21 protein-coding genes are annotated in these 25,055 nt (G+C 67.8%); 9 read left to right on the top strand and 12 right to left on the bottom strand.

Annotation, left to right across the window (positions count from 1 at the left end; translation table 11 throughout):
- Positions 1–155: 155 nt before the first annotated feature.
- From recX to AAFF32_RS10840, 5 genes are all read right to left on the bottom strand, one after another.
- Complete coding sequence (recX, locus tag AAFF32_RS10860) at positions 156–659, bottom strand: recombination regulator RecX (protein WP_216958563.1); 504 nt, start codon at positions 657–659, stop codon at positions 156–158.
- 40 nt (positions 660–699) lie between these two features.
- A complete protein-coding gene (gene recA, locus AAFF32_RS10855) occupies positions 700–1,737 on the bottom strand; it encodes a recombinase RecA (protein ID WP_216958566.1) in 1,038 nt (345 codons plus the stop codon).
- A 215-nt stretch (positions 1,738–1,952) separates the two neighbouring features.
- Positions 1,953–2,609, bottom strand: a complete 657-nt coding sequence (lexA, locus tag AAFF32_RS10850; RefSeq protein WP_342315189.1) for a transcriptional repressor LexA — start codon at positions 2,607–2,609, stop codon at positions 1,953–1,955.
- Between the two features lie 75 nt (positions 2,610–2,684).
- Positions 2,685–3,185: a CinA family protein gene (locus tag AAFF32_RS10845; protein ID WP_216958571.1), complete on the bottom strand. Its 501-nt coding sequence runs from the start codon at positions 3,183–3,185 to the stop codon at positions 2,685–2,687.
- A gap of 78 nt (positions 3,186–3,263) precedes the next feature.
- On the bottom strand, positions 3,264–5,801 hold the full coding sequence (locus tag AAFF32_RS10840; protein WP_342315188.1) for a TonB-dependent receptor: 2,538 nt from the start codon (positions 5,799–5,801) through the stop codon (positions 3,264–3,266).
- A gap of 426 nt (positions 5,802–6,227) precedes the next feature.
- On the opposite strand from AAFF32_RS10840, the gene mutS reads away from it, so the two are divergent.
- The 3 genes from mutS (at position 6,228) to AAFF32_RS10825 (ending at position 12,075) form a co-directional block, all read left to right on the top strand.
- Positions 6,228–8,804: a DNA mismatch repair protein MutS gene (mutS, locus tag AAFF32_RS10835; protein ID WP_342315187.1), complete on the top strand. Its 2,577-nt coding sequence runs from the start codon at positions 6,228–6,230 to the stop codon at positions 8,802–8,804.
- 344 nt (positions 8,805–9,148) lie between these two features.
- Entirely contained in the window at positions 9,149–11,320 is a 2,172-nt protein-coding gene (katG, locus tag AAFF32_RS10830) for a catalase/peroxidase HPI (protein WP_342315186.1), read from the top strand.
- A 137-nt stretch (positions 11,321–11,457) separates the two neighbouring features.
- On the top strand, positions 11,458–12,075 hold the full coding sequence (locus tag AAFF32_RS10825; RefSeq protein ID WP_216958580.1) for a DUF937 domain-containing protein: 618 nt from the start codon (positions 11,458–11,460) through the stop codon (positions 12,073–12,075).
- A gap of 46 nt (positions 12,076–12,121) precedes the next feature.
- On the opposite strand, the gene AAFF32_RS10820 is transcribed toward AAFF32_RS10825, so the two are convergent.
- Positions 12,122–12,532 carry an RNA-binding S4 domain-containing protein gene (locus AAFF32_RS10820; protein WP_342315185.1) on the bottom strand — a complete coding sequence of 137 codons (411 nt, stop codon included), beginning with the start codon at positions 12,530–12,532 and terminating at the stop codon, positions 12,122–12,124.
- A 157-nt stretch (positions 12,533–12,689) separates the two neighbouring features.
- Between AAFF32_RS10820 and AAFF32_RS10815 the strand changes: the two genes are divergently transcribed.
- A complete protein-coding gene (locus AAFF32_RS10815) occupies positions 12,690–14,165 on the top strand; it encodes an MATE family efflux transporter (protein ID WP_342315184.1) in 1,476 nt (491 codons plus the stop codon).
- A gap of 9 nt (positions 14,166–14,174) precedes the next feature.
- On the opposite strand, the gene AAFF32_RS10810 is transcribed toward AAFF32_RS10815, so the two are convergent.
- The 6 genes from AAFF32_RS10810 to ffh form a co-directional block, all read right to left on the bottom strand.
- On the bottom strand, positions 14,175–15,119 hold the full coding sequence (locus AAFF32_RS10810; RefSeq protein WP_342315183.1) for a Mut7-C RNAse domain-containing protein: 945 nt from the start codon (positions 15,117–15,119) through the stop codon (positions 14,175–14,177).
- 155 nt (positions 15,120–15,274) lie between these two features.
- Positions 15,275–15,655 carry a 50S ribosomal protein L19 gene (gene rplS, locus AAFF32_RS10805; RefSeq protein WP_216958587.1) on the bottom strand — a complete coding sequence of 127 codons (381 nt, stop codon included), beginning with the start codon at positions 15,653–15,655 and terminating at the stop codon, positions 15,275–15,277.
- A 112-nt stretch (positions 15,656–15,767) separates the two neighbouring features.
- Positions 15,768–16,562: a tRNA (guanosine(37)-N1)-methyltransferase TrmD gene (trmD, locus tag AAFF32_RS10800; RefSeq protein ID WP_342315182.1), complete on the bottom strand. Its 795-nt coding sequence runs from the start codon at positions 16,560–16,562 to the stop codon at positions 15,768–15,770.
- Between the two features lie 106 nt (positions 16,563–16,668).
- Positions 16,669–17,208, bottom strand: a complete 540-nt coding sequence (gene rimM, locus AAFF32_RS10795) for a ribosome maturation factor RimM (RefSeq protein WP_342315181.1) — start codon at positions 17,206–17,208, stop codon at positions 16,669–16,671.
- Positions 17,209–17,243: 35 nt separating this feature from the next.
- Positions 17,244–17,501, bottom strand: coding sequence for a 30S ribosomal protein S16 (gene rpsP, locus AAFF32_RS10790; RefSeq protein WP_216958593.1), 258 nt, complete (start codon positions 17,499–17,501; stop codon positions 17,244–17,246).
- Between the two features lie 233 nt (positions 17,502–17,734).
- Positions 17,735–19,102, bottom strand: coding sequence for a signal recognition particle protein (gene ffh / locus AAFF32_RS10785; RefSeq protein WP_216958595.1), 1,368 nt, complete (start codon positions 19,100–19,102; stop codon positions 17,735–17,737).
- 119 nt (positions 19,103–19,221) lie between these two features.
- Between ffh and ccsA the strand changes: the two genes are divergently transcribed.
- The 5 genes from ccsA (at position 19,222) to AAFF32_RS10760 (ending at position 25,047) form a co-directional block, all read left to right on the top strand.
- Positions 19,222–20,013 (top strand): cytochrome c biogenesis protein CcsA, encoded by a 792-nt coding sequence (gene ccsA / locus AAFF32_RS10780; protein WP_216958612.1) that lies wholly within the window; start codon positions 19,222–19,224, stop codon positions 20,011–20,013.
- A gap of 101 nt (positions 20,014–20,114) precedes the next feature.
- Complete coding sequence (locus AAFF32_RS10775) at positions 20,115–20,573, top strand: MarR family transcriptional regulator (protein WP_216958616.1); 459 nt, start codon at positions 20,115–20,117, stop codon at positions 20,571–20,573.
- 2 nt (positions 20,574–20,575) lie between these two features.
- Positions 20,576–22,084 carry an efflux transporter outer membrane subunit gene (locus AAFF32_RS10770; protein ID WP_216958619.1) on the top strand — a complete coding sequence of 503 codons (1,509 nt, stop codon included), beginning with the start codon at positions 20,576–20,578 and terminating at the stop codon, positions 22,082–22,084.
- The gene (locus AAFF32_RS10765; RefSeq protein WP_216958623.1) at positions 22,081–23,280 is read left to right on the top strand and encodes an efflux RND transporter periplasmic adaptor subunit; all 1,200 of its coding nucleotides are present in this window, start codon (positions 22,081–22,083) and stop codon (positions 23,278–23,280) included. Before AAFF32_RS10770 ends, AAFF32_RS10765 begins: the two co-directional genes overlap by 4 nt.
- Before the next feature lie 204 nt (positions 23,281–23,484).
- Complete coding sequence (locus tag AAFF32_RS10760; protein ID WP_254200307.1) at positions 23,485–25,047, top strand: DHA2 family efflux MFS transporter permease subunit; 1,563 nt, start codon at positions 23,485–23,487, stop codon at positions 25,045–25,047.
- Positions 25,048–25,055: the final 8 nt, after the last annotated feature.

Here is a 25,055-nt window from a genome sequence, read left to right as displayed (position 1 = left end):
CTCTTGATTGGGGGCGTCGACTGGAGCAGGCAACCCAGGCCGGAAAGCCCGCTAGCGTAGCAGGCCCCGCGGCGATGCGCTTGGCAAAGTGGCATCGCCGGGTTGGCGGCGCCTTGGCAGTATCCGGCCGCCCTGCGGGGGGCGGCGGGGTCATCTCACTCGTCGTCCGGGTCCCACCGGGTCGCGGCCCGTACGCTGGAGTGGTCGAAACCACGGCGGATCAGGAAGTCCGCCGCCTTGCGACGCTGGGCGATATCGTCCACCGCGGCCCCGAAACGGCGGCGGACCAGATCGCGGGCGTTCTCGGTCCAGTCGCCTTCGAAGGTGTCCATGGCGCGGGCGACGGCCTCGCGATCGAGCCCGTGCGTGGACAACTCGGCACGGATACGCAGCGGCCCGTAGCCACTGGCGGCGCGGTTCCGGACGACTCCCTGGGCGAAACGCTCGTCGTCCTGCCAGCCCTCGCCCGCCAGCCGATCCACCGCGGCCTTGACCTCGCCGGCATCCAGGCCACGCGAGGTCAGCTTCCGGTTCAGCTCCTTGCGGGAGTGCTCGCGCCGGGTCAGCAGGCCCAGGGCACGTTGCACGGGGGTCTGCTCCCGTCCCTTGCGACGGGGCCGGCTCTCGCCGGGCCCGCTGTCGCTCGGATCGTCATGCATGGCGTGATGTCGCCTTCATTGGATCCAGCCCCGTACCGGTTTACTCGTCCTCGGCCGCGTCATTGGCCTCTTCGCGAGAGGCTTCGGCCGGCACGAACTTTTCGCGCAGCGCGGCTTCGAGCCTGGCCGCCACTTGCGGGTTGTCCTTGAGGTACTGGCGGGCGTTCTCCTTGCCCTGGCCGATGCGCTCGTCGTACGCGCTGTACCAGGCGCCCGACTTCTCGACCAGCTTGGCCTCCACGCCCATGTCGATCAGCTCGCCCTCGCGCGAGATGCCCTCGCCGTACAGGATCTCGGTGACCACCTGCTTGAACGGGGGCGCCATCTTGTTCTTGACGACCTTGATGCGGGTCTGGTTGCCGATGATCTCGTCGCCCTTCTTGATCGAACCGATGCGACGGATGTCCAGGCGCACCGAGGCGTAGAACTTGAGCGCATTGCCGCCGGTGGTGGTTTCCGGGCTCTGGCCCGGCATCATCACGCCGATCTTCATGCGCAGCTGGTTGATGAAGATCACCAGGCAGTTGGAACGCTTGATGTTGCCGGTGAGCTTGCGCAGCGCCTGGCTCATCAGGCGCGCCTGCAGGCCCGGCAGCTGGTCGCCCATCTCGCCTTCGATTTCCGCCTTCGGCGTCAGCGCCGCAACGGAGTCCACCACGACCATGTCGACGGCGTTCGAGCGCACCAGCATGTCGGCGATTTCCAGCGCCTGCTCGCCCGTGTCGGGCTGGCTGACCAGCAGGTCGTCGACGTTGACACCGAGCTTGCCGGCGTAGATGGGATCGAGCGCGTGCTCGGCGTCGATGAAGGCGCAGGTGCCGCCGGCCTTCTGGCACTGGGCGATGGCCTGCAGCGTGAGGGTGGTCTTGCCCGAGGATTCCGGACCGTAGACCTCGACCACGCGGCCCTTGGGCAGGCCGCCGATGCCCAGCGCGATGTCGAGCATCAGCGAGCCGGTGCCGATGACCTCGGCGGCCTCGATCGTGCGGTCGCCCATGCGCATCACCGAGCCCTTGCCGAACTGCTTTTCGATCTGGCCCAGTGCGGCCGAGAGGGCGCGCTTCTTGTTGTCGTCCATCGTGGTGGTTCCTTCAGTGTCAGTGGCGGAAGTCGTTGCTTGGGTCGCAATCTAGCGGGCGCGTATCGCACGGGTTGAGACGCGAACGCGGTCGTCGTCAGATTGCATGGGCGATGGCTCGCCGGGCATGAGGGGTGTCCGGGACAGGGTGTGGGAAAACCCCGCACCCTGCCCCGGAACGCCACTGACGCCGGTCCGGCCATTCGCCGGGAAGTTCATCGGTTCGGCCTCACCAGGCCGCAGTACAGGCCTTCGATGGCGAAGTCCTGGCCCGGCTCGACCTCGATCGGTGCGTAGTCGGGATTACGGGGAAGCAGGCGAATGCGGTCCTTGCCGATCTTGAGGAGCTTGACGGTGATCTCCTCGTCGATGCGCGCGACCACGATCTGGCCCGAGCGCGCGTCGTTCGTGCGGTGCACGCCGATGAGATCGCCGTTGAAGATGCCTTCGTCGCGCATGGAGTCGCCCTTCACCTTGAGCAGGTAATCAGGGGTGGGCGAGAAGAAGACGCGGTCGAGAAGGACGAAGTTGTCCGAGCCGATGTCGGCGCCAATCGGACGACCGGCGGCGACCTGACCCAGCACCGGCAGGCGCAGCGCATCGTTGGCGGCCTCTTCGGCTTCGACGTGCTTCACCGGGAGTTCGCGGGCGGACAGGTCCGGCACGGCGCACAGACGGATCGCGCGCGCCCGGCCCGGCATGCGCTGGATGGCGCCGGCCTGCTCCAGTGCTTCCAGGTGGTACTGCGCGGCGCGGACGCTGCTGAATCCCATCGCGCGGGCGATCTCCGTCTGCGACGGGGGAACGCCCTCGACCTCGATGCGCTCGGCGATGAGGGCGAGGATGGCGCGCTGGGTGTCGGTGATGTCCATTAGTAGCAATACTACTAACAGACTTTCCGGGGCGTCAACGCCGCTCGTCGGCCCCGGGTGGACTCGGCCGGTGGATCAGGCCATCAGCTCGGCCAGCCCGTGCAGCGCGGCGGCCACGGTCTGGCGGCGCACGGCGTCGCGGTCGCCGTCGAAATGGAACGTGACAGCCGTGGGATAGCCGCCGCGACGCTTCCACGCGATCCACACCGTGCCCACCGGCTTGTCCTCGGTGCCGCCGCCGGGGCCGGCGATGCCGGTCACCGCTACTGCGAGCGTGGCGCCCGAATGCACGAGTGCGCCGGAGACCATTTCGATCACCGTCTCGCGGCTCACCGCTCCATGGGTTTCCAGCGTCTGCGGACGCACGCCCAGCAACGCCTGCTTGGCCTCGTAGCTGTAAGCCGCCATGCCGCACTCGAACCAGCCCGAGGAACCGGGGATGTCGGTGAGCATCTTGGCGATCCAGCCGCCGGTGCAGCTCTCGGCGGTGACCAGGGTCTGGCGATGGGCGCGGGCGGATTCGCCGACCTGTTCGGCCAGGCGCAGCAATGCGGTGTCGGTGACGTCGTTCTTCATGGGCCGAATGATAACGGGTCGGCCCAGCCCTCAACCCAACCCCTCTCCCGCGTGCGGGAGAGGGGCTTCGAGCTCGAATCAGTACAGCACCCGCAACGTCATGCCGTAGGTGCGCGGTGCGCCGAGGAACGCGTTCCACGAACCGGTCTGCAGCGGCGCGTCGAAGCCGACCTGCATGTAGTCCTCGTCGGTGAGGTTGAGCGCCCACGCCTCCACGCTCCAGCGGCGGTTGCTCGCGCCGATGCCCACGCGTGCGTTCACCACGGTGTAGGCGTCCTGCAGCTTCTCGGGGTCCAGGTCGGAACCGGTGTTGTAGTCCGACATGTACTTGCCGCCGATGTTGAAACGACCCATCAACGTATCGGTGAAGTCCCACTCGTACGTCACCGACGCCGTCGCCGACCAGTACGGCGCGAAGCTGGCACGGCTTCCGGGCAGGCGCGCGAGGTCGGCGTCGGGCAGCGGGTCATCGCCGTAGCGCGTGTCCGCGTACACGACGCCACCCTGCAGGCTCAGGCCTTCCAGGCGCGTCTGGTACAGCACCTCGGTGTCGATGCCCTTGGAGATCAGCTCGGGAATCGAGCGCACCACGAAGCTGGTCCCGAGGAAGCTGTTGAGCTGGAAGTCGCTGTACTCCTGGTGGAACAGCGTCGCGTTGAGCAGCAAGTTGCCGTCGGCCCACGTCGTCTTGGTGCCCAACTCGTAGCTGTCGACGAACTCCGCAGGGAACGAGGTGTCGTTCACCGGCACGATGCCCGCCGTGCCGCTCGACAGACCGTCGGACGATTGCACGCGATCGAGGTTGAAGCCGCCGGCCTTGTAGCCGCGCGCGCCGGAGGCGTAGACCATCACCTGCTCGTTGAAGCGGTACGCGGCCTTGAGCGTGCCGGACCACTCCTTTTCCTCGCGCTCCTGGTGCGTGTCGCGACCGTTGTGGCGCACGTTGGCCCAGGGCAGGCAGCCGAAGGCGACCACCTGCGGCACCATCGCCGGAATCGCCGCCGCCGGCGCGCCGCGCGCGGCCAGCGCCTGCGCGGCGCGGGTCGGGTTGGTCAGCAATGCGCTGCAACCCGGGCTGCCGTTGGGATTGGAGTAGACCGAATCCAGCGTCTTCTCCTCACGCGTGTAACGCAGGCCCAGCGTGAGGTCGAGCGCGTCGGTGGCGTGCCAGGTGTTGTTGGTGAAGATGGCAGTGCTCTTGGCGTTCTGCTCGTAGTCGTCGTCCGCGCCCAGGCCCGCGAACACGGTGCCGAACGGACGTCCCGTCGCCTGCGAATAGAACGCCGCCGCATTCGCCATGTTCACCACGCCGGGCGGCAGGCGCGCGGCCAACTGGCCCAGCACCGCCGTCGACAGGTACGGCTCGTAGCCCGCGCCGATGCGATAGGAATCGTGGCGCGTGAGGTCTTCGTCGGAATAGAACAGGCCCACCATCCAGTCCACCTTGTCGGTGGAACCGGTGAAGCGGAACTCCTGACTCAGCGTTTCGAAGGCCGTCAGCGATTCGTCCGGGTTGGCCTCGCGGTACAGCAGGTCGGCGCTGGAGAAGTCGAAGTCCAGCCCGTTGATCGCCTCCCAGTCGCGCCAGCCGGTGATGGACGTCAACTCCGCCCCGCCGAACCACGGCGTGATCCAGTCGACCTGCATCGCCACGCCCTTGTCCTTGATGTCCTGCTCCGTGCTGCGATTGCTCCAGGCCTCGCGTGCGAACGGGTCGGCCACCGGGGCCACGCCGCTGTCGGTCGCCAGCGCGTCGATGATCGCCGCCGTCGGTCCGCGCACGGTGGTGACGCCGGCGCAGCAGTTCTCCTCGCGGCTGGTGAAATCGCCGATGAAGGTGATGTCGAGGTTGTCGGTGGGCTCCAGCAGGAACTGGCCGCGCAGCGAATGGAAGTTCTGATCGGTGTCCTCGTGCTCGGTGCGCGGGCCGGCGCCGGTGTGCACATCGAGGTAGCCGTCGCGCTTGCGCTTGGCGGCATATACGCGGAAGGCGGCCATGTCGCTCACTGGCATGTTCAACGAACCCGACACGCCCAGCGCGTTGTAGTTGCCCGCGGTGATCTCGCCCTCGACCTGGGTGATGTAATGCGGTCGCTTGGTGATGACGTTGATGACGCCGGCGGAGGTGTTCTTGCCGAACACGGTGCCCTGCGGGCCCTTGAGCACTTCGATGCGCTCGATCTCGCCCAGGTCGCCGAAGCCCACGCCGTTGCGCGGACGGTAGATGCCGTCGATGACCACGCCCACGGAGGATTCCAGGCCCGCGTTGTCGCCCACCGTGCCGATGCCGCGGATGCGCGCGACCGTCTGCACTTCGCTCTGGGTGCTGCTCACGGTGAGGCCGGGCACGAGGACCTGCACGTCCTTGACGTCACGTACGCCGGTGTCGCGGATGATCTGGTCGCTCAGCGCGGTGACCATGATCGGCACGTCCTGCAGCGCCTCTTCACGCTTCTGCGCGGTCACCACGAGGCCGGCGAGCGTCTTGGCCTCCTTGTCCTCAACCTCCTGCTCGGCGCTGAGGCCACTGCGCGGCACTTCCTGCGCGCGCACTTCGATCGCCGGCGACGATGCGAGCGCCACGGCGATCGCATACGGCATCAGCTTGCGACTCAACTCTCCCGAACCCTTTCCCGAACTGAAGCCCCCGGACATCCACGGATTGCACGAACCCATCGCGATCCCCTCCCCTCGTCGGAATGACTGGCGTGTGTCGTTATTGGAATGGCTTGCTTGCGAACTCCTGGCAACGTGCCCGGACGGGCACATGCCGGTGGCGCGACCGGCGGGTCTGGAAGTTATGGCTACGACGCGGTCCAGTTCCCCAACAGACGTGCGCGTACGGCGAGCCGACCGTAGCACGCCGCAGGCCCGGGTCACGCCGCAGCGCACAAGCCGCGGGCCGGGGCGTCCCGCTGCGGGTGCAACACGGTTCGGCGCCGCATGCAACGGCGCCGGAAAGGCCGTCGGCTGCTAGCCTAGTGGCCCGCTTCGCCGGCCCTTCCGCCGGCGCCACCGCCCCCCGCAGCAGATCCACGATCCATGAGCCAAGCCGAACGGCCGCAAGAACACACGCCCCTGATGAAGCAGTACTTCGCCGCCAAGGCGGACCATCCGGACGTGCTCATGTTCTTCCGGATGGGGGACTTCTACGAGCTGTTCTACGACGACGCCCGCAAGGCGGCGCGGCTGCTGGACATCACGCTGACCCAGCGCGGGCAGTCCGGCGGGCAGCCGATCCCGATGGCCGGCGTCCCGCAACACTCCGCCGAGGGCTACCTGGCCCGCCTGGTCGCGCTGGGCGAATCGGTGGCGATCTGCGAGCAGATCGGCGATCCCGCGCTGGCCAAGGGCATCGTCGAACGCAAGGTGGTGCGCATCGTCACCCCGGGCACGGTGACCGACGAGGCGCTGCTCAACGAGCGCCGCGACACGCTGCTGCTGGCCGTCGCGCGCGGCAAGACCGGCTACGGGCTGGCCTGGGCCGACCTCGCCGGCGGCCGCTTCCTGGTCAACGAAGTGGCCAACGAGGACGCGCTGGAGGCCGAGCTCGCCCGCCTGGAACCGGCCGAAACACTGATGGCCGACGAGGACGGCTGGCCGTCGTGGCTGGCCGAGCGCACCGGCCTGCGCCGTCGCGCGCCGTGGCTGTTCGACGCCGACAGCGGCCGCCGCCAGCTGCTGCGCTTCTTCAACCTGCACGACTTGTCCGGCTTCGGTCTGGAAGACAAGCCGCTGTCGATCGCCGCGGCCGCCGCGCTGCTGGGCTACGTCGAGGAAACGCAGAAGCAGCGCCTGCCGCACCTGACCTCGATCGCCGTGGAATCCGGCGACGGCGCCATCGCGATGAACGCCGCCACGCGCCGTCACCTGGAACTGGACACGCGCGTGGACGGCGATACGCGCCACACGCTGCTGGGCGTGCTGGATTCGACGATCACGCCGATGGGCGGCCGCCTGCTGCGCCGCTGGCTGCATCGTCCGCTGCGCGATCGCGGCGTGCTGCGCCATCGCCAGCAGGCCGTGGCGACGCTGCTGGAATCGCGTGCGGGCGATGATCTTCGCGAACGCTTCCGTGCGCTCGGCGACCTGGAACGCATCCTCTCGCGCATCGCCCTGCGCAGCGCGCGCCCACGCGACCTGTCCACGCTGCGCGATGGCCTGGGCATGCTGCCGGACGTGCGCGCCACGCTCGCGCCGCTGGATTCGCCCTGCCTGGCCGATCTGGCCGCGGAACTGGGCGAACACGACGAACACGCGCACCTGCTCAAGTCGGCGATCGTGCCGCAGCCGCCGGTGCTGGCGCGCGACGGCGGCATCTTCAACGAAGGCTACGACGCCGAACTCGACGAACTGCGCACGCTGTCGACCAACGCCGACCAGTTCCTGATCGACCTGGAAGCGCGCGAGAAGGCCGCCACCGGCATCGCGACGCTCAAGGTCGGCTACAACCGCGTGCACGGCTACTACATCGAAATCAGCAAGGGCCAGGCCGACAAGGCGCCGACGCACTACACGCGTCGGCAGACGCTGACGGGCGCCGAGCGTTACATCACCGAGGAGCTCAAGCAGTTCGAGGACAAGGTGCTGTCGGCGCGCGAACGTTCGCTGGCACGCGAGCGCCTGCTGTACGAACAACTGCTGGATGCGTTGAACGAACGCCTGGAACCGCTCAAGCGCTGCGCCACCGCGATGGCGGAACTCGACGTGCTGACCTGCTTCGCCGAACGCGCGCAGGCACTGGACTGGGCGCAGCCGCAGCTTGTCGACGAACCGGGCCTGCGCATCGAGCGCGGACGTCATCCGGTGGTCGAAGCGGTTCGCAGCGATCCGTTCGAGCCCAACGACCTCATCCTCGGCGAGGATCGCCGCATGCTCGTCATCACCGGCCCGAACATGGGCGGTAAGTCGACCTACATGCGGCAGAACGCGTTGATCGTGCTGCTGGCGCATATCGGCAGTTTCGTGCCGGCTTCGCGCGCCGTGCTCGGGCCGGTGGATCGCATCCTCACCCGCATCGGCGCGGGCGACGACCTCGCGCGCGGGCAGTCGACCTTCATGGTCGAGATGAGCGAGACGAGTTACATCCTGCATCACGCCACGTCGCAGTCGCTGGTGCTGATGGACGAGATCGGCCGCGGCACGTCGACCTACGACGGCCTCGCGCTGGCCGAAGCGTGCGCGCGCCATCTGGCGCATCACAACCGCGCGTACACGCTGTTCGCCACGCACTATTTCGAACTGACGACGCTGGCCGAGCCCGGCAGCGGCATCGCCAATGTGCATCTGGATGCGGTGGAACACGGTGACCAGCTCGTCTTCATGCACGCGGTGAAGGACGGCCCGGCCGATCGCAGCTTCGGCCTGCAGGTCGCGGCGCTCGCCGGTCTGCCCAAGGCCGTGGTGCAGCAGGCGCGCGGCCGCCTGGCCGAGCTGGAGCAGCAAAGTCGCGACGCGCCCACGCCGTCGCTGGCCCCGGTCGCGCTGGATGCACCGCAGCAATTCGGCCTGTTCGCGCCCTCCTCCGCCGCACTCGACGCGCTGGCGTCGATCGACCCGGACGAGCTGACGCCCAAGCAGGCGCTGGAAGCGCTGTACCGGCTCAAGGCGCTGGGCTGAGCAGAACGATCGAACACCGCACGTAGCCCGGGTAAGCGAAGCGCACCGGGTTCCCTGCCGTCGATCCCCGGGTGCGCTTCGCTTACCCGGGCTACTTCACGCCGTGGCCATCCCGCTTGAGGCGCGTTGTTACGTTTTCGTTGTCGCTGCGCGTTTGCCATAGCCGGGACGAATCGAATCGTTCGGATCATTCGATTTCATCTCCCGCCTGAACCTCACTAACGTGTCCCCGCAGGGGTATTCCGTCATCCGCCCGCGTTGCAATGCAGGCAGGCGCCGGCGCGCGGTCGCCCCGTCCTTCGTCGAACACGCACGACCCCAGGCACGCACCCAGGAGAGAGCAGATGTCCCTTGAATCGAAGTGTCCTTTCAAACACACCGTCGGCGGCGGCCGGACCAACCAGCACTGGTGGCCCAACCAGCTTCGTGTCGACCTGCTCCATGACCACTCCTCCAAGTCCGACCCGATGGGCAAGGGCTTCAACTACGCGTCCGAATTCAAGAAGCTCGACTACGCGGCACTGAAGAAGGACCTCGCCGACCTGATGACCGATTCGCAGCCCTGGTGGCCGGCGGACTTCGGCCACTACGGACCGCTCTTCATCCGCATGGCCTGGCACAGCGCCGGCACGTACCGCATCTTCGACGGACGTGGCGGCGGCGGTCGCGGCCAGCAGCGTTTCGCACCGCTCAACAGTTGGCCGGACAACGTGAGCCTGGACAAGGCGCGTCGTCTGCTGTGGCCGATCAAGCGCAAGTACGGCCAGCAGATCTCGTGGGCCGACCTGATGATCCTCACCGGCAACGTCGCGCTGGAGACGATGGGCTTCAAGACCTTCGGCTTCGGCGGCGGACGCGAAGACGTGTGGGAACCCGACCTGGACGTGTTCTGGGGCGAGGAAGAAGAGTGGCTCGGCGATCGCCGTTATTCGGGCGACCGCGAACTCGACAATCCGCTCGGCGCCGTGCAGATGGGCCTGATCTACGTGAATCCGGAAGGTCCCAACGGCAATCCCGATCCGGTCGCGGCCGCGCGCGACATCCGCGAGACGTTCGCGCGCATGGCGATGAACGACGAGGAGACGGTGGCGCTCATCGCCGGCGGCCACACGTTCGGCAAGACACACGGTGCGGGTGATCCGAAGAGCGTGGGCGTGGATCCGGAAGGCGACGACATCGTCGCGCAGGGCCTGGGCTGGCACAGCACGCACGGCACCGGCATCGCCGGCGACGCGATCACCAGCGGCCTGGAAGTGACCTGGACCAGTTCGCCGACGCGGTGGAGCAGCAATTTCCTGTGGAACCTGTTCGGCTACGAATGGGAGCTGACCAAGAGCCCCGGCGGCGCGCACCAGTGGCAACCCAAGGGCGGCGCGGGCGCGAACACCGTCCCGGACGCGCACGATCCGGACAAGCGGCGCGCTCCCGCGATGCTGACCACCGACCTCTCGCTGCGCGTGGATCCGGCGTACGAGAAGATCGCGCGGCGTTTCCTGGAACGTCCGGACGAGTTTGCCGATGCATTCGCGCGCGCGTGGTTCAAGCTCACGCATCGCGACATGGGTCCGCGTTCGCGTTACCTCGGTCCGGAAGTGCCGGCCGAAGAACTGATCTGGCAGGACCCGGTCCCCGCCGTCGACCATCCGCTGATCGACGAAGCCGACGCGGATGCGCTGAAGAAGAAGATCCTCGCCTCCGGTCTCACCGTGCCGGAGCTGGTGTCCACCGCGTGGGCGTCGGCATCCTCGTACCGCGGCTCCGACAAGCGCGGCGGTGCGAACGGCGCGCGCATCCGCCTGGCCCCGCAGAAGGACTGGGAGGTCAACCAGCCCGAACGCCTGGCCAAGGTGCTGAAGGTCCTTGAAGGCATCCAGTCCGACTTCAACGGCGGCGGCAAGAAGGTGTCGCTGGCCGACCTGATCGTGCTGGCCGGCAATGCCGGTGTCGAACAGGGCGCGAGGAATGCCGGCCAGGAGGTGACCGTTCCTTTCGCTCCGGGCCGCACCGATGCCTCGCAGGAACAGACCGATGTCGCGTCTTTCTCCGTGCTGGAACCGCATGCCGACGGCTTCCGCAATTACCTCAAGTACAAGGCCGGCGTGCCCGCCGAATCGCAGCTCGTCGACAAGGCGCAGCTGCTCACGTTGACCGGGCCGGAAATGACGGTGCTGGTGGGCGGCATGCGCGCACTCGACACCAACTTCGGCCAGACCGCGCACGGCGTCTTCACCGACCGCCCCGGCACGTTGTCCAACGACTTCTTCGTGAACCTGTTGAGCATGGACACGGAGTGGAAGCCGACGACGGACAACGAAGCGGTGTTCCAGGCATTCGACCGCAAGACCGGCGAAAAGAAGTGGACCGGCACGCGCGTGGACCTCATCTTCGGCTCCCACTCGCAGTTGCGCGCTTTCGCCGAGGTGTACGCCAGCAAGGATGCGGGGAGGAAGTTCGTCGACGACTTCGTCTCTGCGTGGACGAAGGTGATGAACCTGGATCGTTACGACCTGGCCTGACGCAAGTCGGCAAAGCAGAGAAAGAGGCCCGGCCAATTTTCGCCGGGCTTTTTTCTTGCGCGAGAATCTTCACGCCATCACGACGTTTGAACGTCGCGGCGCTAGCATCAACGCCCCCACCTCTCCACGGCCGCGCCATGAACAGCTCACTCACCAACGACCTGCTCAACCAGTTGCAGGGACAGCCGCTGGCCGACATCGGCAATCAGCTCGGCCTCTCGCAGTCGCAGACGGAAGGCGCCGTGTCCGCCGCATTGCCGCTGCTGCTGGGCGCACTGGGCCGCAACGCCAGCCAGCCGCAGGGCGCCGAGGCGCTGTTCGGCGCGTTGCAGCGCGACCACACGGGCCTGGACATCGGCAGCGTGCTGGGCGCGGTGATGGGCGGCGGCGGTCAAGGCGGTTCGATCCTTGGCCACGTGCTCGGCAACCGCCAGCAGAACGCGGCACAGGGACTGGGCGCGGCGACGGGCCTCGGTCAGGGTCAGGCCGGCACGCTGCTGCAGATGCTCGCGCCGCTGGTGATGGCCTACCTCGCCAAGCGCATGTTCGCGGGCAACGGCGCGGGCAACGCACTGGCGGCTTCACCGCAGCAACTGGGCGACGTGCTGGGCCAGGAGCGCCAGTCGATCGCGCAGCAGGGTGGCATCGGCGGCGGCCTGATGGGCGCAGTGCTCGATCGCGACGGCGACGGCGATACCGACTTCTCCGACCTGATCGGCCTGGCAAGCACCTTCCTCGGCGGCGGGCGACGCTGAGACGCCATGCTTCGCCCTCTCTCCGTGAGGAGAGGGGGCATCGCGGTTACAACGCGTCGATATCGCCCAGCGCGCGGATGAGCCGCCGCGCGCGTTTGTCGGGTTTGGTTTCCGGCGCGCGGTAGCCGGTGCGCTCGGCCACGCGCAGCGCGCGCGCCTGTTCACGCGCGAGGCGTGAGGGCTCGCTTTCGGCATACAGACCCTGTGCGACGCTGGCCGGGCCGCGCGTGTCGCCAAGCCCGCGCACTTCGACTTCGAAGGTTTCCTCGCCTCGCACGATACGCAGCGAATCTCCCACGCGCACCGCGCGTGACGGCTTTGCGCGCTGACCGCCGACGTCGATCTTGCCGGTCTCGATCGCATGCTTGGCCAGCGAGCGCGTCTTGAAGAAGCGCGCCGCCCACAGCCACAGGTCCAGGCGCACGGTCTGCGCGGAAGAATCGATTGCGTCGCTCACTGCAGGTCCGAAGGATCGCCGGTCGTTCGTCATCCAGGTTGGACATCATTATCGCAGCACCGGCGTCGCGGGCGCGCGTGCGATCGGACATGGCGCGCAGTTCGCGGCCTCGGTGCTACCGTGCGGGCCTCTTCACGTCGCCGGATCCGCATCCCGCATGGCGCCCACCACGCACAACCTCACCGAAGGCCCCATCGGCCGCAACCTGCTCGCTTTCGCGCTGCCCATCCTCGCCGGCAACATCGCCCAGTCGCTCAACGGCTCGGTGAACGCGGTCTGGGTCGGCCGCTTCCTCGGCGAGGAAGCCCTCACCGCGACGGCGAACGCCAACAACATCATGTTCTTCCTGATCGGTTCGGTGTTCGGCATCGGCATGGCCGCGACCATCCTGATCGCCCAGGCGATGGGCGCGCGTGACCTCGTGCAGGCGCGGCGCGTGATGGGAACCAGCGCGACTTTCTTCGTCGGGCTTTCGCTGGCCATCGCGGCGCTGGGCTGGTGGTTGTCGCGCCATCTGCTGGCGGCGATGGGAACGCCCGAAGCCTCGCTGCATCTGGCCGAGGATTACCTGCAGGTGATCTTCCTGGCGATGCCCGCGTTGTACATGTTCGCCTTCGTTTCGGCGGCGTTGCGGGGCGTGGGCGATTCGCGCACGCCGTTCCGCTTCCTGCTGGTGGCGGTGCTGCTGGACATCGTGCTGAACCCGGTGCTGATCTTCGGCCTGGGACCGTTCCCCAAGCTCGGCATCGCAGGTTCGGCATGGTCGACGCTGCTGTCCCAGACGACGACACTGGCCGCGCTGCTGCTGCACCTGCGGCGCAAACGCCATGCGCTGTGGCTGGGGCGGAAGGACGCAGGCATGTTCCGCATCGACGCGACGATCCTTCGCGCGCTCATCGTAAAAGGCGTGCCGATGGGCCTGCAGATGGTGCTCATCTCGCTGGCGATGATCGCGATGATGGCGATGGTCAACCATCACGGCACCGACACCACCGCCGCCTACGGCGCTGCGCTGCAGCTGTGGACCTATGTTCAGATGCCGGCGATGGCGGTGGGCGCGGCATGCTCGTCGATGGCGGCGCAGAACGTCGGCGCGCACCGATGGGATCGCGTGTCGGCAACGGCGCGCGCGGGCGTGCTCATGAACTTCCTGATGACCGGCGCGCTGATCGTCCCGCTGATCGTGCTCGATCGCTGGACGCTGTCGCTCTTCCTTCCGCCGGGCAGCGATGCGCTGGAGATCGCCCGCCACCTCAACCACATTTCGATCTGGTCGTTCCTGTTCTTCGGCGTGACCTTCGTGGTGTCCGGCGTGGTGCGCTCCACCGGCGCGGTCATCCCGCCGCTGCTGATTCTCGCGCTGGCGCTGTGGGGCATCCGCGTGCCCTTCGCGAACCTGATGCAGCCGCACATCGGCGTGGACGCGATCTGGTGGAGCTTCCCCATCAGCGCGGTGTGTTCGATGGTGATGGCGCTGGCGTACTACCGCTACGGCCACTGGCGGCGTGCGCGCATGCTCGTGCCGGACCGTCATGAAGTCGCCGCACCGGCGGAAGTGCCGGCACAGCCGCCTTCGCCGGTGGCCGATCCCAGTGCGGAACCGGAAGACAAAGCAGTGGAACCGGCCCGCTGACGCGCAGGCTCAGATCGGCACGCCGACTTCGGCGAGGCGTTGCCGCAATCGCGAGAGGTGACTGCCGGGCCAGTAGATCTGGCCGCATGCGCGGCATCGGCTCAGCGAGCCCGCAAGTTCGCCCGGCATGCGTAGCGGCGGTATCGCGCGGCCCCGCTTGTCCGGGCCCGGAGGCGTCGGGTTGCGCACTTCCGGCGGCGTTTCCGGGTCGCGCTCCGGCGGCGCGCGACCGGGATCGCGACGCTGCGGCGCGTTCCCGGGATCACGGCGCTCGCGCTCGCCCGAATCGGGATCGCGCTGCCGTGGCGACGGACGATCGGGGTCGTGTTCGTCCGGTGCGACGCCAAGACGCTCGACTTCGCCGTTGCAGCGCGCGCAACGCGTGAACGGATCGATGCGCGCGTCGAGTTGGAAGCGGTCGCAGACCTCGCGCAGCTGCCGGCGTGGGTCGGTGGCATGCAGGAAGGCGCCGTGCGTGAGTGCGGAGCGCTTGAACAATCCCGTATCGCGGCTGAGCAGGATGCGGTGCTGGGTGCACGAGATCATCAGGAGCTCATCGTCGTCGTAGTCGTTGCGATAGAGCGTGTCGAAGCCGAGCAGGCGCAGGTACGACGCCAGCCGCCCCAGGTGCACGTCGAGCACGAAACGCGGTTCGCGCAGCGGTCGCGGACGCAGGCGGTTGCCCTCCCCCAGTTCGAAACGCTCGAACATCGGATAGACCGCCACGCGTTCGCCGCCTGTGAGCCGGTGCGTGAAGGGAACGGGTTCATCGTCGACCAGGACTTCGGTGTGCGGCACGCCCAGCGATTCGATGCGGTCCTTCACCGAAGGCGTGCCGTCGAACGCATGCGTGAAGCTGCGCTTGCGGCGTTCGGGGGCAAGGAAATCGCCGAGTTCCTCGTAGAAGCGGAATTCGCACGATGACTGCGGGCACGGGCGCAACAGGCTGGCCACGACGGCATCCGACGCGCGATCACGCGATCGCAGTGGGCAGGCTACGACGCGCAGTGTCGGCACCGCGGCAAGACGCGCGTTCCGACGCCGGAAACGACGACGGCCGCCCTGAGGCGGCCGTCGGAGCGCGCGGGCGCAAGGCCCGGCAGCGCGGATTACTCGGACTTGGCGTAGGCGGACAGGTCTTCCTTGATGCGCGCCTTCTTGCCCTGCAGACCACGCAGGTAGTACAGCTTGCCCGCGCGCACCTTGCCGCGACGCTTGACGTCGACCGAAGCGATGGTGGCGCTGTGGGTCTGGAACACGCGCTCGACGCCGTAGCCGTGCGAAATCTTGCGCACGGTGAACGAGGAGTTCAGACCGGCGTTCTTGATGCCGATGACCACGCCTTCATAGGCCTGGACGCGCTCGCGGTTGCCTTCCTTGACCTTCACGTTGACGACGATGGTGTCGCCCTGGCTGAAGGACGGAAGCTGGCGCTGGATCTGCTCGGCTTCGAAGTTCTGGACGAGCGTGTGGATGGAGGGCTTGTTCATGGCTTTGGCCTGTTGGAGTCGTTGTAGCGCGAGTGCACGTGGACCCGCGTCTGGCATGGGTGGAGCAAATGGAAGCCGCGGATTATAACGGCATTTTTCCCGACGTGGCTAGTTACGCCGGCCCGGGAAGGCCCTTGGCCGGCCCCGGGACCGGCCCGGCGTCCTCGTCCGCCTCCAGGGCCGCCCGATAGGCCGCCAGGAGCTTGCGGTCGGCCTTGGACAGCGCGGCCTCGTCGATCAGGTCCGGGCGCCGCTGCCAGGTCCGGCCCAGCGACTGCATGCGGCGCCACTTGGCGATCTCGGCGTGGTTTCCCGACATCAGGACCTCGGGCACGCTTCCCAGCTCATGCTCGACCGGCCGGGTGTAGTGCGGGCAGTCCAGCAGGCCGTCCTCGAAGCTGTCCTGCACGGCCGACTCGGCGTCGCCCAGGACGCCCTCGCGCAGCCTGGCCACGGCGTCCACGACCACCGCCGCGGCCAGCTCGCCGCCGGACAGGACGTAGTCGCCGATGGAGATTTCCTCGTCGACCTCGGCGCGGATCAGGCGCTCGTCGATGCCTTCGTAGCGACCACACAGCAGGATCAGGCGCTCGTGCCCGGCCAGCTCGCGCACCTTCGCCTGCGTCAGCGGCGATCCCTGCGGGCTCATGTAGACGACCTTCGCGGGCGCCGGATCCGCCGCGCGGGCCGCGCGCAGGCTGGTACGCAGCGGGTCGATCAGCATCACCATGCCAGGCCCACCGCCGAAGGGACGGTCGTCGACGCGGCGGTAGTTGCCTTCGGCGTAGTCGCGCGGGTTCCAGCCGTGCACCGACAGCAGGCCGCGCTCCACCGCCCGGCCCACCACGCCGAACGCCGCGCATTGCGCGACGAAGTCGGGGAATAGGCTGACGATGTCGATGCGCATGGGCCGGGATTCGGGGTTGGAGATTCGGGATTCGATGGCGGAACTGAGGCTACGGCGACGCTTCTGCTTTTGCGAATCCCAAATCCCGAGTTCCCAATCCCGGCTCTCAGAAATCCGGATCCCAATCCACCGTCACCATGCCGGCGCTGAAATCCACCGACACGACGTACTGCGGCTGGACGAAGGGAATCATGCGTTCGCGCTCATCATCGCGCGCGACGAGCACGTCGTTGGCGCCCGTGGCGAACAGGTGCGAGACCGTGCCCAACGGCACGCCGTCCACCGTCACCACGCGCAGGCCTTCCAGATCGACCCAGTAGTACTCGCCTTCGCTCGGCGGCGGCAGCGCGGAACGCGGAACGTAGATCTCGGTGCCGCGCATGGCCTCGATGGCGTCGCGGTCGGTGATGTCCGGGAAGGTGGCAACGGTGTACTTGCCGCTTTCCTTGCCGCGCACGCCGCGCACTTCGCGCTCGTTGCCCTGCGTGTCGCGCAGGATCCAGGGCTGGTAGCGGAAGATCGCGCTGCGCGGTTCCGTCCAGGATTCGAGTTTGGCTTCGCCCTTGATGCCAAAAGCGCCGGAAATCCTGCCCAGCAGGATCCGGCGCTCTTGAAATCCGGCGCGCTCCGTGGAGTCGCCCGTCATGGGATCGTGGCCGCGCTTGAAGCGCGGCCCGCGGATCAGGCGGCGGTCGCGGCCTTCGCCGCTTCCTTGTAGATCACGGCGACCTTGTCGGTCAGCTGCGCGCCGTTCTTGATCCAGTGCTGCACGCGCTCGATGTCGAGCTCGACGCGCTTCTCGGCGCCCTGGGCGACCGGGTTGTAGTAGCCCACGCGCTCGATGTTGCGGCCGTCACGGGCGTTGCGGCTGTCGGTGACGATGACGTGATAGAACGGACGCTTCTTGGCGCCGCCGCGGGCGAGACGAATCTTGACCATGGTTCGGTGTTTCCTGTGTTGCCCAGCTGCCGGGATGGCAGGGTAAGCCGGCAAGTATAAGCCATTGATCGGGGTGGGGAAACCCCGGTCCGGGCGCGACGCCACGGTCCACGCCCCTTAGCCAAGAGGCGGTTCGCCCCGCAGGCGCGAATGGGCGGGGCATGGAGGCGCACTGGTTGGGGTCCAGGGTCTGCTCAGCAAACCCCGGGGGGAGTTCCGGCCAAGCCGGAAACTCAGCGGAACGGCATCCCGCCGCGGGCGCCCATCATGCCCTTCATGCCGCGCATCAGGCCCTTCATGCCGCCGCCGGACAGCTTGGACATCATCTTTTCCATCTGCTGGAACTGCTTCATCAGCTTGTTGACGTCCGCAGGCGTCATGCCGGCGCCCTTGGCGATGCGGGCGCGGCGCGAGCCGTTCAGCAAACCCGGATTGCGGCGCTCCTTCTTGGTCATCGAATTGATGATGGCCACCATGCGCGGCACTTCCTTGCCCGTGACCTGGCTCTTCACCGAGTCCGGGATCTGCCCCATGCCCGGCAGCTTGTCCATGAGGCCGTGAAGGCCGCCCATGTTCTGCATCTGCTCGAGCTGGTCGCGCATGTCGTTGAGGTCGAACTTCTTGCCCTTGGCGACCTTCTCGGCGAGCTTCTGCGCCTTGTCCTTGTCGACCTGCTGCTCGACCTGCTCCACCAGCGAGAGCACGTCGCCCATGTCGAGGATGCGGCTGGCGATGCGGTCCGGATGGAAGACGTCCAGGCCGTCGGGCTTCTCGCCCACGCCGATGAACTTGATCGGGCGCTGGGTGATGTAGCGCACGCTCAATGCGGCACCACCGCGCGCGTCGCCGTCGGTCTTGGTGAGCACCACGCCCGTCAGCGGCAGCGCTTCGCCGAAATGCTTGGCGGTGACGGCGGCGTCCTGGCCGGTCATGGAGTCCACGACGAACAGCGTTTCCACCGGATTGACCGCGGCGTGCAGCGCCTTGATCTCGGCCATCATCGCGTCGTCGATGCTGGTGCGGCCGGCGGTGTCGACCAGCAGCACGTCGACGTAGGACTTGCGGGCGTCGTCGATGGCCGCCTTGACGATGGCTTCGGGCTTCTGATCGGCGCTGGACGGGAAGAACAGCACGTCGACCTGCTGGGCGAGCGTCTTGAGCTGCTCGATCGCGGCCGGACGGTAGACGTCGGCCGACACCACCATCACCTTCTTCTTGCGCTTTTCCTTCAGGTGCTTGGCGAGCTTGCCGACGGTGGTCGTCTTGCCCGCGCCCTGCAGGCCGGCCATCAGGATGACCGCCGGAGCCGGCACGTTGAGGTTGAGGTCGGCGGCCTGGGAGCCCATCACCGCCGTCATCTCGTCGCGCACGACCTTGATCAGCGCCTGGCCCGGGGTCAGCGACTTGAGCACTTCCTGGCCGACCGCGCGCACCTTGATGCGCTCGATCAGCGCCTGCACGACCGGCAGGGCGACGTCGGCCTCCAGCAGCGCGATGCGCACCTCGCGCAGCGACTCGCGGATGTTCTCCTCGGTCAGGCGGCCGCGGCCGCGCAGGCGCTCGATGGTGCCGGACAGGCGCTGGGTAAGGGATTCGAACATGCGGGCGCCACCTGGGTGGAAGCAGAAAACGGGGCGCGAAGTATAGCCCTTCGCCAACTGCGACCGACTGCGCAACCGGCCCGCTGCGGTTCGTCTCGCCGCTGTGCGACACTGCGGCGATGACAATCGTTCTCATCGCCATCGTTCTGTATCTGATCGCGACCGCCCTTCTCGTCGGCGGCGTGCGCCAGGACCGGCCCCACCCGTCGCGCCTGTGGCTGTTCCCCGCCGTAGGCGGCGTGGTGCTGCACGCGCTCGCGCACCTGATCGCCTGGCGCACCAGCGGCGGGGCGGACATGCATTTCTACGCGGCGCTGTCCCTGGTGGGGCTGGGCATGGCGGCCCTGACGACGCTGGTCGGCGGCGGCGGACGGATGGCCGCGCTGGGAGTGGTCGTCTTCCCGATCGCGGCCCTGGCGCTGTTCGGCTACCACCATCACGGCCACCTGCTGGGCGAGCAGCTCGACTGGCGCCTGCAACTGCACGCCTGGCTGGCGCTGCTGGCCTACGCAACCCTGGCGATCGCCGCGTTGCTGGCAGTGATGTCGTGGGCCCAGGAGCGCGCCCTGCGCCGGCGCGAGTTCCACCGGTGGCTGCGCGCCCTGCCCCCGCTGGTCGAGCTCGAAACCCTGCTGTTCCGCACCATCGCGGTCGGCTTCGCCCTGCTCACGGCGACGCTGCTGACCGGCCTGCTGTTCGTGGAAAACCTGTTCGCTCAGCACCTGGTGCACAAAACGGTACTGAGCGTGCTGTCGTGGCTGTTGTTCGGCGGGCTGCTGCTGGGCCGCTGGCGCTACGGCTGGCGCGGCGCCACGGCGGTGCGCTGGACCCTGGCCGCGATGGCGCTCCTGATCCTGGCCTTCTTCGGCAGCAAGTTCGTCCTCGAACTGGTCCTCCGCCGCCCCACCTGACCCCCGTTCAGCTTTAGGCCCATCGCTGCAACGCGGCATATCCATTGCTGAAACAATATTTGCATTGACAAATATTGCGCGGGCGAAGAATATGCCCGCCCATGTCCAAGTCCCTACCCCCGTCCGCCTGCAGCGGCTCGACGCTGGGCCTGCTGTTCCGGCAGGTCCGCGATGCCATGTGGGCGCGCATGGAGCACGAACTGGCCGCCGCCGGCCATGAGCTCACCTTCAGCCAGTACATCGCGTTGAAGAAGCTGTCCGACGGTCCGCATGGCGTCACCGACCTCGCCCGCGCCGCCGAGCTCAACCCCGGCGCAATGACGCGCCTGCTCGACAAGCTGGAAGCGCGTGGGCTGGTGGCCCGCGTGGCCGACCCGGCCGACCGGCGCGCGCTGAACATCAACCTGACGCCAGCCGGTCAGGCGATGTGGCAGGACGTGAACCAGTGCGGCCAGCGCGTGCGCGAGCGGGCGATGCAAGGCATGGACGACGCCGAACGCGCGCAGCTCACCCGCATGCTCGAGCAGGTGCGCGACAACCTTTCCCTTTCCGACTCCTGACCATGGCCCATTCCTTCCCCCGCCCGCCTCGCGGGCTGAAGCCCGTGCCGTTGAAGCACGCGTTGTCTGCGATGGCCATCGCGCTGATCGTCGCGGGTTGCGCCAGTTCGCGCGGCCTGGTCCCCGAAGGCCGCCCGCTCGAAGCGGACAGCCTCCAGGCACAGCGTTCCTTCGCAGATGCGAACGTTTCCGCCGCGGCATTCCCGACGCAGGACTGGTGGACTTCGCTGGGCGACGCGCAACTTGATGCGCTCATCAACGAAGCCCTGCAAGGCACGCCGGGCCTCGATGCCGCCGATGCACGCGTGCGCCAAGCCGTCGCGCAGGCCGGTCTTGCCGACGCGGAACGCAAGCCGACGCTGGGCGCGAGCGCGCAGTACTCCGGCGTGCAGATTCCCGAAACCGTCGCGCCCGAACCGTTCGGCGGTTCCTACCAGGGCGTCGGTCTGCTGAGCCTGAACTTCAAATACACCTTCGACCTGTGGGGCGGTGAAAAGGCCAAGTGGCAGGCCGCCCTCGGACAGGCGCGCGCGGCGGAAGTCGATGCGCAGGCTGCGCGCTTGACGCTCTCGTCGAACATCGCCCGCGCCTATGTCGCATTGGCCCAGGCGTTCGACGCGAACGACGTGGCCAAGGCCGATCACGATCGCGCTTCGCGCCTGCTTGAACTGGGCCGCCAGCGCGTCGCCGCCGGCCTGGATAATCAGTTGCAGATCCGCCAGGCCGAAAGCGCCGTCGCCAGCGCGCAGCAGCAGATCCAGGCCAGCGAGCACGAGATCGAAACCACGCGCAACGCGATCGCCGCGCTGCTGGGCAAGGGCCCGGATCGCGGCCGCGACATCGCGCGTCCGACCGTCCTCAGCACGTCCACGCCGACGCTTCCGTCGGTGCTGCCGAGCGAACTTCTCGGCCATCGCCCCGACGTCGTCGCCGCGCGCTGGCGCGTGGAAGCCGCGCAGCACGGCATCAAGGCGAGCAAGGCCGCGTTCTATCCGACCATCAACCTGAGCGCGCTGGCAGGCCTCGCCGCCGGAAATCTCGGCGATCTGTTCAGCAGCGACGCGCTTCTGTTGCAGGGCGGCCCGGCGATCAGCCTGCCGATCTTCGACGGCGGCCGGCTGCGTAACAACCTCGCCAACAGCGATGCGACGTACGACCTCGCGGTGGCGAACTACAACCAGTCGCTGGTCGGCGCGCTGCGTGAAGTCGCCGACGCCGTGCATTCGGCGCGCTCGCTCGACGCGCAGATCGTCTCTGCCACGCAGGCGCGCGATGCCGCGCAGAGCGCATGGGACATCGCGACCTCGCGCTACAAGGCCGGCCTGGGCACGCAGCTCGACGTCCTCGCCGCGCAACGTCCGTTGCTCGAAAGCGACCGCCAGCTCACCGTGCTGCGCGCGCAGCGCCTGGCCGCTTCCGTCGACCTCGACCGCGCGCTCGGCGGCGGTCTGGTCCTGACTTCTCCTTCTCCGAATTCCGACTCCGACATCGCCAAGGCCGCAACGCCATGACCACCGAACCCAATCCCAACGCGCCGACCGCGAAGGCGCCCGCGCCGCAATCCAACGGCAAGCGCAAGAAGGCGCTGACGATCCTCGCCGCCGTCGTGGCCCTGGCGGGCATCGGCTGGTCAGCGTGGTACGTGCTTGTCGCACGCTTCCACGAAGACACCGACGACGCCTACGTGCAGGGCAACGTCGTCAGCATCGTCCCGCAGACGCAGGGCACGGTGGTGAGCATCGACGCCGACGACGGCATGAAGGTCGAAGCCGGCCAGCCGCTCGTGCATCTGGATCCGAACGATGCGCGCGTCGCCTACGACCAGGCTGTCGCCAACCTCGCCAACACCGTGCGCCAGGTGCGCGGCCTGTACAGCACCGTCGAAGCAGGCGCCGCCGATCTGGCCGCACGCGAAGCGCAGGTCGCGCGCGCGCGCGCCGACCTCCAGCGTCGCGAAGGCCTCGTCAGCAACGGCGCCGTGTCGGCCGAAGAACTTGCGCATGCGCGCAACGAACTGGCCGTGCTCGAAGCCGGGCTGCGCGCCTCCAGCGGCAACCTGTCGCGCAATCGCGCGCTCGTCGACGCCACCACCGTCGGCAGCCAGCCGCAGGTCGAAGCCGCCGCGTCGCAACTGCGCCAGGCGTATCTCAACCTCCAGCGCACCGCGATCGTCGCGCCGGTCTCCGGCTACGTCGCCAAGCGCCAGGTGCAACTCGGCCAGCGCGTGCAGCCGGGCGTGAACCTGATGACGATCGTCCCGCTGGAACAGCTGTGGGTGGAGGCGAACTTCAAGGAAACGCAGCTGGCGAAGATGCGCATCGGCCAGCCGGTGAAGGTGCATGCCGACCTGTACGGCGGCGACGTCGAGTTCGACGGCAAGGTCGCCGCGCTGGGCATGGGCACGGGCAGCGCGTTCTCGCTGCTGCCGGCGCAGAACGCCAGCGGCAACTGGATCAAGATCGTGCAGCGCGTGCCGGTGCGCATCGAGATCGAGCCCAAGCAGTTGGCCGACCACCCGCTGCGCCTGGGCCTGAGCATGCACACCGACGTCACCGTGCGCGACCAGACCGGCCCCGTGCTGGCCGCCGCGCGCAAGGACGACAAGCCGCTGTTCACCACCGCCGCGTACGAGAAGCAGCTCAATGATGCGAACGCGCTGATCGACAAGGTGATCCGCGAGAACCTGCCGGCCACGCGCCAGGGCTGATCGCCCGATCGCACCCTCACTCGTTCCACTGGTTTTGCCGTCATGCCCGCGAATGCGGGCATCCAGAGACTCCTCCCTCCCCCGAACAGTCACTGGATTCCCGCGTTGGCGGGAATGACGGCCCTTCCTTCCCGCCGTGCCTAGCCGCGCGTCGAACACGCCAAGACCCACGCCATGTCCACCATCGCGCAACAGGAAGAGGAGATGGGCTTGCCGGTCACGCCGGAGCCCAAACAAGCCTTCCGCCCACCCAACATCGCGTTGACGACCGTCGGCCTTGCGCTGGCGTCGTTCATGCAGGTGCTCGACACCACCATCGCCAACGTCTCGCTGCCGACCATCTCCGGCAATCTCGGCGCAAGCGCCAACCAGGCGACGTGGGTCATCACGTCCTTCGCGGTGAGCAACGCCATCGCGCTGCCGCTCACCGGCTTCCTCACGCGCCGCTACGGCGAGCGCAAGCTGTTCACCTGGGCCACGCTCGCCTTCGTGATCGCGTCGCTGCTGTGCGGCCTGGCCAATTCGATGGGCCTGCTGGTCGCCGCGCGTGCGCTGCAGGGCTTCGTCGCCGGCCCGATGTACCCGGTCACGCAGGCGCTGCTGATCTCGATCTATCCACCGCACAAACGCGGACAGGCGATCGCACTGCTGGCGATGGTGACCGTCGTGGCGCCGATCGCGGGCCCGATCCTCGGCGGCTGGATCACCGACAACTACAGCTGGGAGTGGATCTTCTTCATCAACGTGCCCATCGGCATCTTCTCCAGCATTGTGGTCGGACGGCAGCTCAAGGGCCGCCCCGAGCGGCTGGAGAAGCCGAAGATGGACTACATCGGCCTGGCGACGCTGGTGCTGGGCGTGGGCGCGCTGCAGATCATGCTCGACCTGGGCAACGACGAGGACTGGTTCAACTCGACCAAGATCGTGTGGCTGACCGTGATCGCGGTGATCGCGCTGGCGGTGTTCGTGATCTGGGAACTCACCGAGAAGGACCCCATCGTCAACCTGCGCCTGTTCCGCCATCGAAACTTCGCCAGCGGCACGGCGGCGATGGTGATGGCGTACTCGGCGTTCTTCAGCGTGGGCCTGCTGGTGCCGTTGTGGCTGCAACGCAACCTGGGCTACACGCCGATCTGGGCCGGCTACGCGAGCGCACCGATCGGCATCCTGCCGGTGCTGTTGACGCCACTGGTGGGCAAGTACGCGCCCAAGACCGACCTGCGCGTGTTGGCGACATTCGCCTTCATCGTGATGGCGGCCACCAGCTTCTACCGATCCGGCTTCAACCTCGACGTGGACTTCCAGCGCGTGGCCGAAGTGCAGCTATGGCAGGGCCTGGGCGTGGCGCTGTTCTTCATGCCGGTGCTCACGATATTGCTGTCGGACCTGGAACCGCACGAGATCGCCGCGGGCTCGGGCCTTGCGACATTCGTGCGCACGCTCGGCGGCAGCTTCGCGGCGTCCCTCACGACGTGGGCGTGGAACCAGCGCAGCACGATCCACCATGCGCGCCTGACCGAGAACATCAGCGCCTACGACCCGGCGATGCAGCAGACGGTCGCCGCACTGGGCCAGGGCGACACGCAGCGCGGCGCATTGGCGCTGAACCAGATGATCTCGCAGCAGGCGGTGCAGATCGGCTTCAACGAGATCTTCCACCTGCTGGGCATCCTGTTCCTGGTGGTGATCGTGTTCGTGTGGTTCGCCAAGCCGCCGTTCGCGGCGAAGATGGGCGGCGGCGGCGCGGCCGCCGCGGGCGGACACTGAGTCGCGGG

The organism is Lysobacter sp. FW306-1B-D06B (assembly GCF_038446665.1).
Lineage (GTDB): Bacteria > Pseudomonadota > Gammaproteobacteria > Xanthomonadales > Xanthomonadaceae > Lysobacter_J.
The sequence above is the reverse complement of the archived record's forward strand: the minus strand, read 5'-3'. Positions and strand labels throughout refer to the sequence as shown.

What these genes read in the sequence shown, in the direction of transcription:
- recX (WP_216958563.1), bottom strand. Translation starts at nt 659, where the DNA reads ATGCATGACGATCCGAGCGACAGCGGGCCCGGCGAGAGCCGGCCCCGT.
- recA (WP_216958566.1), bottom strand. Translation starts at nt 1,737, where the DNA reads ATGGACGACAACAAGAAGCGCGCCCTCTCGGCCGCACTGGGCCAGATC.
- lexA (WP_342315189.1), bottom strand. Translation starts at nt 2,609, where the DNA reads ATGGACATCACCGACACCCAGCGCGCCATCCTCGCCCTCATCGCCGAG.
- AAFF32_RS10845 (WP_216958571.1), bottom strand. Translation starts at nt 3,185, where the DNA reads ATGAAGAACGACGTCACCGACACCGCATTGCTGCGCCTGGCCGAACAG.
- mutS (WP_342315187.1), top strand. Translation starts at nt 6,228, where the DNA reads ATGAGCCAAGCCGAACGGCCGCAAGAACACACGCCCCTGATGAAGCAG.
- katG (WP_342315186.1), top strand. Translation starts at nt 9,149, where the DNA reads ATGTCCCTTGAATCGAAGTGTCCTTTCAAACACACCGTCGGCGGCGGC.
- AAFF32_RS10825 (WP_216958580.1), top strand. Translation starts at nt 11,458, where the DNA reads ATGAACAGCTCACTCACCAACGACCTGCTCAACCAGTTGCAGGGACAG.
- AAFF32_RS10815 (WP_342315184.1), top strand. Translation starts at nt 12,690, where the DNA reads ATGGCGCCCACCACGCACAACCTCACCGAAGGCCCCATCGGCCGCAAC.
- rplS (WP_216958587.1), bottom strand. Translation starts at nt 15,655, where the DNA reads ATGAACAAGCCCTCCATCCACACGCTCGTCCAGAACTTCGAAGCCGAG.
- trmD (WP_342315182.1), bottom strand. Translation starts at nt 16,562, where the DNA reads ATGCGCATCGACATCGTCAGCCTATTCCCCGACTTCGTCGCGCAATGC.
- rimM (WP_342315181.1), bottom strand. Translation starts at nt 17,208, where the DNA reads ATGACGGGCGACTCCACGGAGCGCGCCGGATTTCAAGAGCGCCGGATC.
- rpsP (WP_216958593.1), bottom strand. Translation starts at nt 17,501, where the DNA reads ATGGTCAAGATTCGTCTCGCCCGCGGCGGCGCCAAGAAGCGTCCGTTC.
- ffh (WP_216958595.1), bottom strand. Translation starts at nt 19,102, where the DNA reads ATGTTCGAATCCCTTACCCAGCGCCTGTCCGGCACCATCGAGCGCCTG.
- ccsA (WP_216958612.1), top strand. Translation starts at nt 19,222, where the DNA reads ATGACAATCGTTCTCATCGCCATCGTTCTGTATCTGATCGCGACCGCC.
- AAFF32_RS10775 (WP_216958616.1), top strand. Translation starts at nt 20,115, where the DNA reads ATGTCCAAGTCCCTACCCCCGTCCGCCTGCAGCGGCTCGACGCTGGGC.
- AAFF32_RS10770 (WP_216958619.1), top strand. Translation starts at nt 20,576, where the DNA reads ATGGCCCATTCCTTCCCCCGCCCGCCTCGCGGGCTGAAGCCCGTGCCG.
- AAFF32_RS10765 (WP_216958623.1), top strand. Translation starts at nt 22,081, where the DNA reads ATGACCACCGAACCCAATCCCAACGCGCCGACCGCGAAGGCGCCCGCG.
- AAFF32_RS10760 (WP_254200307.1), top strand. Translation starts at nt 23,485, where the DNA reads ATGGGCTTGCCGGTCACGCCGGAGCCCAAACAAGCCTTCCGCCCACCC.